The organism is Novosphingobium pentaromativorans US6-1 (assembly GCF_000767465.1).
Taxonomy (GTDB): domain Bacteria; phylum Pseudomonadota; class Alphaproteobacteria; order Sphingomonadales; family Sphingomonadaceae; genus Novosphingobium; species Novosphingobium pentaromativorans.
The window spans coordinates 3,241,866-3,254,323 of the sequence record NZ_CP009291.1; the positions used below are offsets into that span (position 1 = coordinate 3,241,866).

A 12,458-nucleotide genomic window follows, 5' to 3' on the forward strand; every position below is an offset into this window, starting at 1 on the left:
CAATTCGTCCGGGGCGATGCAAAGCCATTGCGATAAGCCGTTTGCATCCCATCTTGCGGGCAAGTCACCCCGCCGCTTGATCGACGCGAACAAATCTGGAACACACGCTCCCCATGAGTCTCTCCCACATTACCGTGCGCGGCGCGCGCGAGCACAACCTCAAGGGCTTCGACATTGCGCTCCCGCGTGAGAAGCTGATCGTCATCACCGGCCTTTCGGGCTCGGGCAAGTCGAGCCTGGCGTTCGACACGATCTATGCCGAGGGCCAGCGCCGCTACGTCGAGAGCCTGAGCGCCTATGCCCGCCAGTTCCTCGAGATGATGCAGAAGCCCGATGTCGAGCATATCGACGGGCTTTCTCCCGCGATCTCGATCGAGCAGAAGACCACCAGCCGCAACCCGCGTTCCACGGTGGCGACGGTGACCGAGATCTGGGACTACATGCGCCTGCTGTGGGCGCGCGTGGGCATTCCCTACTCGCCCGCCACCGGCCTGCCGATCGAGGCGCAGACGGTGTCCAACATGGTCGACCGGGTCATGGCCCTGCCGCAAGGCACGCGCCTCTACCTGCTTGCCCCCGTCGTGCGCGGCCGCAAGGGCGAATACCGCAAGGAACTGGCCGAGTGGCAGAAGGCGGGCTACACCCGCGTGCGCATCGACGGCGAGATGCATGCGATCGAGGACGCCCCCGCGCTCGACAAGAAGTACAAGCACGACATCGAGGTGGTGGTCGACCGCATCGCCGTGAAGGAGGGCATCCAGACGCGCCTTGCCGACAGTTTCGAGCAGGCGCTCAAGCTGGCCGACGGGCTCGCCTATGTCGACCTTGCCGACGGCAACGTCCCGGGCCGCGAGGAAGAGGAAGCGCAGGGACGCAACCTCAAGGGCGCGGGCCTGCCGCCCAACCGCATCGTCTTTTCCGAGAAGTTCGCCTGCCCGGTCAGCGGCTTCACCATCGAGGAGATCGAGCCGCGCCTGTTCAGCTTCAACGCCCCGCAGGGCGCGTGCCCGGCCTGCGACGGCCTGGGCGAGAAGCTGCTGTTCGACCCGCAGCTCGTCGTCCCGAACGAGAACCTGACGCTCAAGCAGGGGGCGATCGTGCCCTGGGCCAAGTCCAACCCGCCCAGCCCCTATTACATGCAGGTGCTCTCCAGCCTTGCCGCGCACTTCGGCTTCGACCTCACCACGCCCTGGCAGGACCTGCCCGACGAGGTGAAGATCGTCATCCTCTACGGCACCGCGGGCGCGCCGGTCCCGCTCACCTTCAAGGACGGGCGCAAGGAATACACCGTCAACAAGCCGTTCGAGGGCGTCATCGGCAACCTCAACCGGCGCATGATCCAGACCGACAGCGCCTGGATGCGCGAGGAACTGGCCAAGTTCCAGACCGCCCAGCCTTGCGAGACCTGCGACGGCAAGCGCCTCAAGCCCGAGGCGCTGTCCGTGCGCATTGCCGATAGCGACATCGCCGATGCCGCGCGGCTTTCGGTGGCGGACGCCTTCGCGTGGTTCGGCGAACTGGAAGGCAAGCTCACCGACCAGCAGCAGCAGATCGCCCGCGCCATCCTGAAAGAGATCAACGAGCGCCTCGGCTTCCTCAACAACGTCGGGCTCGACTATCTCAACCTCGATCGCACCTCGGGCACGCTGTCGGGCGGGGAGAGCCAGCGCATCCGCCTCGCCAGCCAGATCGGCTCGGGCCTCTCGGGCGTGCTCTACGTGCTGGACGAGCCGAGCATCGGCCTGCACCAGCGCGACAACGACCGCCTGCTGGAAACCCTCAAGCGCCTGCGCGACCTTGGCAACACGGTCATCGTCGTCGAGCATGACGAGGACGCGATCCGCGCGGCCGACCACGTGGTGGACCTCGGCCCCGGCGCGGGCGTCCACGGCGGCGAGGTGGTGGCCGAAGGCACGCTCAAGCAGGTGCTCAAGAGCAAGCAGAGCCTCACCGCCCAGTACCTCACCGGCGCGCGCCGGATCGAGGTGCCGCAGACCCGCCGCAAGGGCAACGGCCACTTCGTCACGGTGGAGAACGCGCGGGCCAACAACCTCACCGGCGTCACCGCGAAGTTCCCGCTGGGCACTTTCTGCTGCGTTACCGGGGTTTCCGGCTCGGGCAAGTCCAGCCTCACGCTCGATACGCTCCACGCCGCCGCCGCGCGCACGCTGAACGGCGCGCGCATGATCGCGGGCCCGCACGACCGGGTGACCGGGCTGGAGATGTGCGACAAGGTGATCGAGATCGACCAGTCCCCGATCGGCCGCACCCCGCGCTCCAACCCGGCGACCTACACCGGCGCCTTCACCCAGATCCGCGACTGGTTCGCCGGCCTGCCGGAATCGGAGGCGCGCGGCTACAAGCCCGGGCGCTTCAGCTTCAACGTCAAGGGCGGGCGCTGCGAGGCGTGCCAGGGCGACGGCCTGATCAAGATCGAGATGCACTTCCTGCCCGACGTTTACGTGACGTGCGAGGAATGCCACGGCAAGCGCTACAATCGCGAGACGCTGGAAGTGAAGTTCAAGGGCCACTCCATCGCCGACGTGCTCGACATGACGATCGAGGACGCGGAAGAGTTCTTCAAGGCCGTGCCCCCGATCCGCGACAAGATGCACATGCTCAACGAAGTGGGGCTGGGCTACGTCAAGGTCGGCCAGCAGGCGACGACGCTTTCGGGCGGCGAGGCGCAGCGCGTGAAGCTGGCCAAGGAACTGGCCCGCCGCTCCACCGGGCAGACGCTCTACATTCTGGACGAGCCGACCACCGGCCTGCATTTCGAGGACGTGCGCAAGCTCCTCGAAGTGCTCCACCGCCTCGTCGACCAGGGCAATTCGGTAGTGGTGATCGAACACAACCTCGACGTCATCAAGACGGCGGACTGGATCATCGACCTCGGCCCCGAAGGCGGCGTGCGCGGCGGTGAGATCGTTGCGGAAGGGACGCCCGAGCAGGTGGTGAAGAACAAGCGTTCATTCACGGGGCATTATTTGAAGCCGTTGTTGGGGAAGTGACTGTTTACGGCGACGGATGGTGGACCCCCGACTGACCGGCGTCTTTGATGAACGACGCGCATAGTCGCATAATAATTGCAGACATGCGCGTCCTTTCTTATTTATAATCCTGTTTCTTCGATTTCCACGATATCAGGAAGCTCCAAGTCTTCAAGCAACTCAGCAATGTTTTGACTGGACAGCCAGATTAGGAAGCCTTTGTCAACAACGTGAAGGCTTGTGTTCGCGGGGTCGTAGTCGATGATTAGTGGTCTAACACCCTTTTTGTTTTGTAGGGACGTTGATGAATTTAGCGCCTGCGTGATGTTTCCGTTGTTAAGATCGTTTCCGCGGACGTGAGCTTTTTTTATAAGTTTGCTTATCCTGCGGAGTCGAACGCCTTTTTCAAGTTGATCGACTGATGAACAAAGGATCGAATATATGATCCATTTTGGCATCTGTAGATCAGTTTCTTGAAATCCATCGGCAAAGCGCTGAAGAAAGCCGCGATATCGGGCCGCTTGTTCTTCAACGACAAGCGATACCAGAGCAGCAGTATCCTGGTTTGCTCCGACTGACACTATTTCTTCTTTTGTTTCAGTAACATGTGCTTCTCGACATGCTCTCCGGCATGCTTCTTGAACAATGTGGACGCTATCGAAACATCTCTCGAGCAACTGCTCGATGAACTTCTGATCAAAGTCCACGTTCAAAAGCTTTCCTCCTTCAAGAATAACTTCTCTCTGGCTTTCCGTGTTCCATGTGTCAACATCAACAGACAAGACTCGATCGGTTAAATCGCCGTTAAATCCGATAAGTCTATTTTCCTCTCTCCACACACCGACAATAATGAAAGATATTTTTGATTTTTCATGAAATGTCTTGAGCGCGAAGCTGAAATCTTTCTGAGTTTCGTCAGGTAGATAGTGAAAATCTTCGAGCACTATGTATTTTTTGAAGTCTATTTCGCTGATAGCGCGAATAATATCGTTAGTGTCTTCTGCGTCCAATTCGAGAGGTTTGTAGAAATCGACTGTTTGCTTATCGTTTTCATACTCGTAGGAAGCTTTTCCGCCTCCTTCAGTGAAAAAAGGAATCTTAGCCTTCGCTTCTAGCTCCGCAACAACTTTATGTTTACCGGAAACGCTCTTCTCTGACGATTGTCGAATGGAAAAGCCACACTCCTTTAATATGGCGGAATGCAATTCAGCGAGCGACCATTTATTCTGACATGCAACGACGATATAATCTGTGTCGTTGAGGCAATGCTTGCGAAGCGAGGTTTTGCCTTGTTTCGAACTTCCGTAAATAACTATGTGCTGATGGCGGGCAAGGCTATCTATAAATTTCTGATCTACCTCTTCCCGGCTTACGTAGTTGAGGGGAAGGTCTCTATTTACGCCGAAAACATCATCGGTTGTCTGTATCGCTTCAAGCATTTTTGGGGATTTAGCCTTTAGGTTGAAAATTATCCCATGCTAGCAGTGTATTGTTTGTCATGCCTTGTTAAAGAATTGAAATTCAGTTTCGAGCTGATCCTGTCACTTTCCTACACACCCCCACATGCCATAAATACCCCGGTTCACCCCGGCGCGGGCCATTCGCGCCGGTCCTGATGCTCCAGTTCGAGGGGGTGAACCATGTCCGACAGTTCCAGCCCAGCCACGCCCGGCGCGCCGCATGGCGCGGCTCCGGGTTCCCGCCCGTCATCCGGTCCCTCTGCGGCAAGGGCAGGCGACACTGCGCCGCCCACGCGCTTCGGGCGGGGGTGGATACCGGCTTCGCGCGATATCGGCCTGCCGTCCGACGATTGGCCCGGCTCCGCTTGCCCTGAGCATTTCGACCGGGATTGCGGCGCCGGGGCGGCCTCGCTGTTGTCGGCCTCGTCCTTCGGGCAGGCCCGGGGCTGCGGGCAGGGGGAAGGAATGCCCACCCCTGACCCCTCCGCCAAGCGGGAGGGGAGCGTTCTGCCCCACAATGGCTGGAGCGATGCGCGCAAGGTTGCCTTCCTCCACCACCTTGCCGACCGGGGCGATGTGCGCGCGGCCTGTGCGCAAGTGGGGATGAGCCGGACGTCCGCCTATCTCCTGCGGCGGCGCGATGCGGTCTTTGCGCAAGGCTGGTCCGCCGCACTGCTCCTCGCGCGCGCCCATGCCGAGGAAGTGCTGGCGACCCGCGCGATCGACGGGGTGGACGAGGCGGTGTGGTTTCGCGGAGAGCTGGTCGGGCGGCGGCGGCGCTACGATTCCCGCCTGCTGCTGGCCCACCTCGCGCGGCTGGACCGGCTGGCCGAGCGGCACCACATAAGCGAGCAGGCCGGACGCTTCGATGAAGTGCTGGCGCTGCTCTCGGGCGAGGCGCCGGACGCGGACTTTTTCCAGCCCCCTCTCGATCCGGCGCTCGATCCGGCGTTCGATCCCATGCTGGACGAGGGCGCGCCCGATCCGGTCCTGCCGCTCTCGCGCCGCGACTATGTCGATTGTGCCCCGGCGGACCCGGAAGGGGCCGGGCAGGACTGGGACGCTTGGCAGGTCCGCGCCTGCGACCATGTCGACGCAGTGCTGCGGCAGGCCCGGCAGGAGCGCGAAGCGGACGTGCGCGAAGGGCAGGGCGTGGTCGCCTGGGACGGCTGGATCGGGCCGGGGCTGGACGATCTGCCAGCCGAATTCGCCTCTCCCGATGCGGGCGGGCAGGACTGTGGCGGCGATGCGGATGACGGGGCGCCGATGGAGTACAAGTCGCTGGACGGGCCAGCGCCGTACCTCTCTGGACAGTGTAAACCGTGTAAACCTGCAGGGCCTTGCGGCGTTTTTCGAAAAATCCGCAGGCGCCGGGAACGGATTGCCGGGGCCGATGTTATCGCATGTGAAGGCCGGCGCGGTGATGCTCCCACCCCCCTCCCACCACCGCGCTGGCCGACTTTTCGCGGTGATGGATCTGCCGAAAGCGCGCAGGTTTTTCACAGGGATGCGGGGCAGGGCCGGTTAGGGCGTGATGCGCGTTCAGGCGCAGGACCCGCTCAGGCAGAGCCTGTCGAAGCCCCCCGATGCAAAAGCCCAGCGGAAAACCGAAAAAAGAAGGCTCAGTCGGCCAGGAGCGCCAGTTCCACGCGGCCCTTGCCGGCGCGGGTCAGGCCGATCTCGTCCGCGGCGGCGCGGCTGAGGTCGATCACGCGGTTGCCGTGGAACGGCCCGCGGTCGTTGATGGTGACGATCACCGAATCGCCGGTCGCCTCGTTGGTCACGCGCACCTTGCTGCCGAAGGGCAGGGTGCGGTGCGCCGCGGTCAGCGCCTGCGGGTCGAACAGGTCGCCGCTGGCGGTGCGGTTGCCGGCGAACTGGCGGCCGTAGTAGCTCGCCATGCCCGAACCGATCGGATCGAACTCGGGCGCGTCGATTTCGGCGGGGGCGGGGGCGACATCACCGGTCGTGACGGTGGAAGCGGCAGGTGCGGTCAGCGCCGGTGCGGCCTGCTGCGGGGCCAGCTCGGGCACGGCAACGTCGGCGGCGTGGATGGGGCCTGCAAGCGGAAGCGTGACCAGTGCCGCAAGCGCGACAAGCAGGTTTGCTTTCCGGTTGCCCGGTCGAACTGCCAAGATTCCCCACTCCGTCCCGTTTCAGGTGAGGGGGACTCCTACATGCCGCAACGCAAAAAGGGGACTCATGCAAAAGCGGCCCGTCGCGCTTTGGCAACGGACCGCCGGAATGTGTTAACCGTTTGAGAGGATTCGCCTTCCCGGTTGCGGTTCCGGCCCGCGCCCCCTCCCGGCCTCCCACGGGACGATGCTGATGGGAGGCCGGGAGGGGGCGCGGGCCGGTGCCGCAAGGCGCACCTTCCGGTGCGCCTTCAAGACGTTACTTCGCGTCGCGCTGGGCCAGCAACCGCAAACGCAGGGCGTTGAGCTTGATGAATCCGGCGGCGTCCTTCTGGTCGTAGGCGCCCGCATCGTCCTCGAACGTGACATGGCGTTCGGAGTACAGCGAATCGGGCGACTTGCGGCCGACCACCGAGGCCATGCCCTTGTAGAGCTTGAGCCGGACGGTGCCGTTGACGCGCAGCTGGCTGTGGTCGATCGCGGCCTGCAGCATCTCGCGCTCCGGGGCGAACCAGAAGCCGTTGTACAGCAGTTCCGCGTACTTCGGCATCAGCTCGTCCTTGAGGTGCGCGGCGCCGCGGTCGAGCGTGATCTGCTCGATCCCGCGGTGGGCAGCGGCGTAGATCGTGCCACCCGGCGTCTCGTACATGCCGCGCGACTTCATGCCGACGAAGCGGTTCTCGACGAGGTCGAGGCGGCCGATGCCGTGCTTGCGGCCCAGCTCGTTGAGCTGGGTGAGCAGGGTGGCCGGGCTCATCGCCACGCCGTTGAGCGCGACGCCGTCACCCTTGTCGAAGTCGACGGTGATGTATTCCGGCTGGTCCGGCGCATCCTCGGGATTGACGGTGCGCGAATAGACGTAGTCGGGGGTCTCTTCCCACGGATCCTCGAGCACCTTGCCCTCCGACGAGGTGTGCAGGAGGTTGGCGTCGGTCGAGAACGGGCTTTCGCCGCGCTTGTCCTTCGGCACCGGGATCTGGTGGGCCTCGGCCCAGGCGATCAGCGCGGTGCGCGAATTGAGGTCCCACTCGCGCCAGGGAGCGATGACCTTGATGTTCGGATCGAGGGCGTAGGCCGACAGCTCGAAGCGGACCTGGTCGTTGCCCTTGCCGGTTGCGCCGTGGGCGACGGCGTCGGCGCCGGTCTCGTGGGCGATTTCGATGAGGCGCTTGGAGATCAGCGGACGCGCGATCGAGGTGCCGAGCAGGTAGTCGCCCTCGTAGCGGGCATTGGCACGGAACATCGGGAACACGAAGTCACGCACGAATTCTTCGCGCAGGTCGTCGATGTAGATGTGTTCGTCGGGAATGCCCATGAGCTTGGCCTTGGCGCGAGCGGGTTCAAGCTCCTCGCCCTGGCCGAGGTCGGCCGTGAAGGTCACGACCTCGCAATTGTAGGTGACCTGCAGCCACTTGAGGATGACGCTGGTATCAAGCCCACCGGAATAGGCGAGGACGACCTTCTTGATATCGGACATGACGCTTGCGAGCTCCGCTGGAATCGACGCTGGAATTGCGACGCGCGCCTAACAGCGGGGGCGGTTCGGCGCAATGCCGGTGTTAAAAAGGCGCTTGCAATCAACCGGCGCGAAGCAGCTCTTTCTCCCGCGCTGCCATGTAGTCCCGGGTGAGGGGCAGGGCCCGCCGGCTGCGGGTGTACTGGATCTGGTAGTTGCACATGCTCCCGCTCTCGAACGCGGCGGTGGCGCCGGCGAGGTAGAAGATCCACATGCGGTAGAACCGCTCGCCGTAGAGGCCGACGATCTCGTCCTTGTGGGCGACGCAGCGCTTGTACCATTCGCGCAGGGTCAGTGCGTAGTGCAGGCGCAGGTTCTCCACATCGGCGGCGATCAGGCGATAGCGTTCGCTGGCCGCGACGGTTTCGCTCAGCGCGGGGATGTAGCCGCCCGGAAAGATGTACTTGCGGGTGAAGGCATCTGTCGAGCCCGGGCCGCCCATGCGCCCGATGGTGTGCAGGAGCATGACACCGTCGTCGACGAGGAGCTTCGCGCAGTCCTGGAAGAAGCGGTTGAACTGCGCCTGCCCGACATGCTCGAACATGCCGACCGAGACGATGCGGTCGAACTTCTCACCCTGGGCCGCAAGATCGCGGTAGTCGACCAGTTCGAAGCGGGTTCGGCCCGCCACGCCCGCGGCCTCGGCCCGTTTGCGTGCAAGGGCAAGCTGTTCTTCGCTCAAGGTGATGCCAAGAACCTGAACGTCGGCATGCCTTGCCAGGTAGATCGCCATACCGCCCCAACCGCAGCCGATGTCCAGCACCCGCTGGCCGGGAGCGAGCACGAGCTTGGCTGTGATATGCGCGAGCTTGGCCTCCTGAGCCTGCTCCAGCGTCATGCTGTCGCTTCCGTCCGCATTCGGCCAGTAGGCGCAGCTGTACTGCATGTGGTCGCGATCGAGGAACAGCGTGTAGAGATCGTTACCGATGTCGTAGTGGTGCGCGATATTGGCCTTCGCGCGGGCGGCCTTGTTGATCCCGTCGATCACGGTGAGCGCGCGGGCACCGATCTTCTTGAGCTTCGATCCTTCACCGAAACTGCCGCCGCGATCCCACGGTCGATTGGCGCGCAGGAGCTGGACCAGTTCCATGATGTCCCCGCGCTCGACCAGAAGCTGGCCATCCATGAAAGCCTCGGCAGCGCCCAGTCGCGGGTCGAGGATGATCTTGCGCTCGGCTATGGGATCGGTGAAGCGCACGGCGACTTCGGGAAAACCGGGTTCCGGCGAGCCCTTTCGCGTTCTGCTGCCGTCCGAATAGGTGATCTCGAGAATGCCCCTGCGAACCGCCTTGCCGAGAAATCGTTCGAGCAACATTTTCGACATATGCTTATGATCCCGCTGGATAATTCTATTACCTACGGAGCCTGAACCGGTCGCAGTGCGACTGGTTCCGGGCCATGTGGGCAGCGTAGCCGGCAATTGGCCACTGGCAAGGACTTATCCGGAACCAGCTACGCTATTGCCGGGCGAGGAACAGAACATCGCGCTCCTGGGCGAGAAGGTGCTGGCCGGAATCGACGAACACGGTTTCTCCGCTCGCAAGCCAGCCCTGCGCCAGGAACAGGGCCGTTTCGGCAATGTCCTGCGGCGAGGTCTTGCGGCCCAGCAGGTTCATGCGGTGGGACACTTCGGTTTCGGCTTCGGTCTGGTCATGACTGGCCAGGATTGCCCCGGGGGCAATGCCATAGATGCGGTCCTCTGCATGGGTGCGGGCCATCGACAGCATCGGAATGGTTGCGGCCAACGCGTGCTTGCTCATCGTGTAGGAAAAGAAGTCCGGATTGGGGTTTAGCAGCTTCTGGTCGGTGACATGGATCACCCGTCGCCCGCCCCCTGCCTGCGCATGGTGGAGGTAGGTCTGGGCAAGCAGCGCCGGGGTGCACGCATTGACCTGCATCGCCTTGGCGAAGGTGGACGTGTCGAGCGCCTCTGCCGTATCGAGATCGAACACACCTGCGCAGTTGATCAGCACCCGCCAGTCCTGGAGCCGGGCGGCAAGGCTTTCCACCAGTGCAATGGCGGCCCGTCCATCGCCCAGGTCGCAGCTGACGATTTCGGCGGAAGGAAGCTGTCCCGCCAGCGCCTCGGCCTGCGCGGTCGACTGGCCGTAGTGAATTACGACGTGCCAACCGGCGGCTCCGAAGGCACGCGCAATGGCCGCGCCGATCCGTTTCGCACCGCCCGTCACCATCATCGTCGGTCGCATGGTCATGTGGCTTCAGGAATGTTGTTTTGGGTCATCGGCCTTATTGGAGCATATACAGCCGGCCGGGGAAAGCGCTGGAATTCCAGTCCTTCGCAACTATCGCTGCGCCAGATGAACGCAAAGCGAAAGGGCGCCCCGTCGGTTTCGACGGGACGCCCCAAGCGTCTTGAGGCAATGCCGCTCAGGTCAGCGGCACTTGAGATCGCCGCGGTCGATCGTGCGGCCGAGCAGGCCGCCGGCAACGCCGCCAAGGATCGCTCCAAGCGTCTTGTCGCCGTTACCCGCCAGTTCGTGCCCGGCGAGAGCGCCGACGCCGGCACCGATGATCAGACCGGTCGTACCGTTGTCACGGCGGCAGTAATAGCGGCCATCGCGTCCACGCCAGACGCGGTCGCGGCGCGTGATGCGACGTGGTTCGTAATAACGGCCGCGCGAATCGTACATGCGGTGATGGCGTTCCTTTTCGCGATAGCCGTGGGCTGGTGCCCAGTGCGGCGGATCCGCGGCGGCCGGCACGGCCGGGATCGCCAAGGCGGCGGCCGTGAAAGCCAGAATGGATTTCTTGAACATTGCGTCCTCCTGCAAGTGCCTGTCTTGAACCTTTGAATTGCTTTTTGGTTCACCTGAACCCAACGCTGGATGAACGGTTCGTTGGGTCGCCGGGACTGGAGACAGACCGATGTAATCCTGCGATGAAGTGAACTGCAATGATGAAAGGTTCATTAGGTGCAAATCGATCTCGTCGATGTCTTTGGGTCCGGACCGCTGAGCGGCAATCCCCTGGCCGTCGTGCGCGGAGCTGAGGATCTCGAAGCCGACGCGATGTTGAAGCTGACGCGATGGCTCGGCTATTCGGAAACGACCTTCATCCTGCCGCCGACCGACACCGCCGCCGATTACCGCGTACGCATCTTCTATCCGGCGGGTGAGCTGCCTTTCGCCGGGCATCCGACGCTGGGCACGGCCCATGCCTGGCTTGCCTCGGGCGGTGTTCCCAAACATGCGGGCAGGATCATGCAGGAATGCGGCATCGGCCTTGTCGAAGTGCGGCAGGATGCCGACCGGCTGGCATTTCGCGCACCTGACCTGCGGCGCTCAGGGCCGCTGTCGCAAGCCGATCGGGCTGAAACGATCCGTCTCACCGGCGTCGACGAAGAGCAGGTCATTGCCGCAGTGCATGCCGACAACGGTCCAGGCTGGAAGCTCCTCCACCTCAAGTCTGCAGAGCAGGTTCTTGCGGTAAACCCGGTGCCGCGTGCGCCGATGCCGACCGATGTCGGCCTGCTTGGTGCCTGGGGGGCGGGGGATGAAAAGCAATTCGAGGTCCGCGCATTCTTCGCCGATTCGACCGGGACCATTGTCGAGGATCCGGTGACCGGCAGTCTCAATGCCGCCGTGGCGCAGTACCTCTTCGAGCAAGGGCTCGCGAGTGGCAGCTACCTTGCCGGGCAGGGCCAGAGGACCGGTGCCGACGGTCATGTGCATTGTTGGAAAGACGCCGACGGTTCGATCTGGGTTGCTGGGCGCGTCGAAACGGTGGCGCAAGGCGCAAGCCTGACCTTCTGAACTCACCCGTTGCGAAGCAGGGGTTGTTGGCGGCTCTGCCACCTTGCCATGCCGAAACTCTCCGCCTCGTTCAGCACGGGCGTGGCGATCAGACCTCGACGAAAGTGCCTGCCTCACGATCCTTGCGGACCTTCAGGCCATCGAAGACCGACCCGTTCATCGTGATCCAAACCCCGGGGCTGGCCGCCTGACAGCAGGCGAAGGCCATGCCAAGGTTGAACGCGGCATCGCTTTCCGAAAACCTTGCCGGGGCCAGCGCGCCAGCCAGCACGACAGTCTTGTCGGTGAGGTGCGCCAACGCCTGCGCCGTTACAGCCATCGTGTCGGTGCCGTGGGTCACGACGACGCGCTTCTCCGGCGCATTGGCAATCGTCGCGGCGATCAGTGCGCGATCCTCGTCAGTCAGCTCGAGGCTGTCCTTGCGCATCAGTTCGACGATCCGGAACGGATGCGTCACGCGCGCAATCTTCAGCAGCTTCTCGATCACGCTTTCGGTGATCTGGTACTCGCTGAGCGCGTCGAAATACTGCTTGTCGATGGTGCCGCCGGTGGTGACGACGAGAATGGGTGACCTGTCCATGGCG

General features: G+C 63.1%; 10 protein-coding genes. 2 read left to right on the plus strand and 8 right to left on the minus strand.

The features are described from left to right. The first annotated feature begins 113 nt into the window (after positions 1-113). Positions 114-3,011: an excinuclease ABC subunit UvrA gene (uvrA, locus tag JI59_RS15145; RefSeq protein ID WP_007011809.1), complete on the plus strand. Its 2,898-nt coding sequence runs from the start codon at positions 114-116 to the stop codon at positions 3,009-3,011. Positions 3,012-3,112: 101 nt separating this feature from the next. Here uvrA and JI59_RS15150 read toward each other — a convergent pair whose 3' ends face one another. From JI59_RS15150 to JI59_RS15180, 7 genes are all read right to left on the minus strand, one after another. After that, positions 3,113-4,429: a hypothetical protein gene (locus tag JI59_RS15150; RefSeq protein ID WP_007011808.1), complete on the minus strand. Its 1,317-nt coding sequence runs from the start codon at positions 4,427-4,429 to the stop codon at positions 3,113-3,115. 267 nt (positions 4,430-4,696) lie between these two features. Next, positions 4,697-5,539, minus strand: coding sequence for a hypothetical protein (locus JI59_RS15155; RefSeq protein ID WP_138921279.1), 843 nt, complete (start codon positions 5,537-5,539; stop codon positions 4,697-4,699). Between the two features lie 533 nt (positions 5,540-6,072). Further along, positions 6,073-6,585 (minus strand): septal ring lytic transglycosylase RlpA family protein, encoded by a 513-nt coding sequence (locus JI59_RS27695; RefSeq protein ID WP_007011805.1) that lies wholly within the window; start codon positions 6,583-6,585, stop codon positions 6,073-6,075. 259 nt (positions 6,586-6,844) lie between these two features. Further along, complete coding sequence (locus JI59_RS15165) at positions 6,845-8,062, minus strand: argininosuccinate synthase (RefSeq protein WP_007011804.1); 1,218 nt, start codon at positions 8,060-8,062, stop codon at positions 6,845-6,847. Between the two features lie 100 nt (positions 8,063-8,162). Then, the gene (locus tag JI59_RS15170) at positions 8,163-9,425 is read right to left on the minus strand and encodes an SAM-dependent methyltransferase (RefSeq protein WP_007011803.1); all 1,263 of its coding nucleotides are present in this window, start codon (positions 9,423-9,425) and stop codon (positions 8,163-8,165) included. 133 nt (positions 9,426-9,558) lie between these two features. After that, on the minus strand, positions 9,559-10,314 hold the full coding sequence (locus JI59_RS15175) for an SDR family oxidoreductase (protein WP_007011802.1): 756 nt from the start codon (positions 10,312-10,314) through the stop codon (positions 9,559-9,561). A gap of 180 nt (positions 10,315-10,494) precedes the next feature. Continuing rightward, on the minus strand, positions 10,495-10,878 hold the full coding sequence (locus tag JI59_RS15180; RefSeq protein WP_007011801.1) for a glycine zipper 2TM domain-containing protein: 384 nt from the start codon (positions 10,876-10,878) through the stop codon (positions 10,495-10,497). 156 nt (positions 10,879-11,034) lie between these two features. Here JI59_RS15180 and JI59_RS15185 point away from each other — a divergent pair, with 156 nt between their 5' ends. Next, positions 11,035-11,874 carry a PhzF family phenazine biosynthesis protein gene (locus tag JI59_RS15185; RefSeq protein WP_007011800.1) on the plus strand — a complete coding sequence of 280 codons (840 nt, stop codon included), beginning with the start codon at positions 11,035-11,037 and terminating at the stop codon, positions 11,872-11,874. Between the two features lie 88 nt (positions 11,875-11,962). Here the strand turns inward: JI59_RS15185 and JI59_RS15190 are convergent, their stop codons facing one another. Continuing rightward, the gene (locus JI59_RS15190; protein WP_007011799.1) at positions 11,963-12,454 is read right to left on the minus strand and encodes an asparaginase domain-containing protein; all 492 of its coding nucleotides are present in this window, start codon (positions 12,452-12,454) and stop codon (positions 11,963-11,965) included. Positions 12,455-12,458: the final 4 nt, after the last annotated feature.

Bases quoted from the DNA above. Each gene is read 5' to 3' on its own strand.
- JI59_RS15190 (WP_007011799.1), bottom strand. From the start codon at position 12,454: ATGGACAGGTCACCCATTCTCGTCGTCACCACCGGCGGCACCATCGAC.
- JI59_RS15150 (WP_007011808.1), bottom strand. From the start codon at position 4,429: ATGCTTGAAGCGATACAGACAACCGATGATGTTTTCGGCGTAAATAGA.
- JI59_RS15170 (WP_007011803.1), bottom strand. From the start codon at position 9,425: ATGTCGAAAATGTTGCTCGAACGATTTCTCGGCAAGGCGGTTCGCAGG.
- JI59_RS15165 (WP_007011804.1), bottom strand. From the start codon at position 8,062: ATGTCCGATATCAAGAAGGTCGTCCTCGCCTATTCCGGTGGGCTTGAT.
- uvrA (WP_007011809.1), top strand. From the start codon at position 114: ATGAGTCTCTCCCACATTACCGTGCGCGGCGCGCGCGAGCACAACCTC.
- JI59_RS15175 (WP_007011802.1), bottom strand. From the start codon at position 10,314: ATGACCATGCGACCGACGATGATGGTGACGGGCGGTGCGAAACGGATC.
- JI59_RS15180 (WP_007011801.1), bottom strand. From the start codon at position 10,878: ATGTTCAAGAAATCCATTCTGGCTTTCACGGCCGCCGCCTTGGCGATC.
- JI59_RS15155 (WP_138921279.1), bottom strand. From the start codon at position 5,539: ATGGTCGCAGGCGCGGACCTGCCAAGCGTCCCAGTCCTGCCCGGCCCC.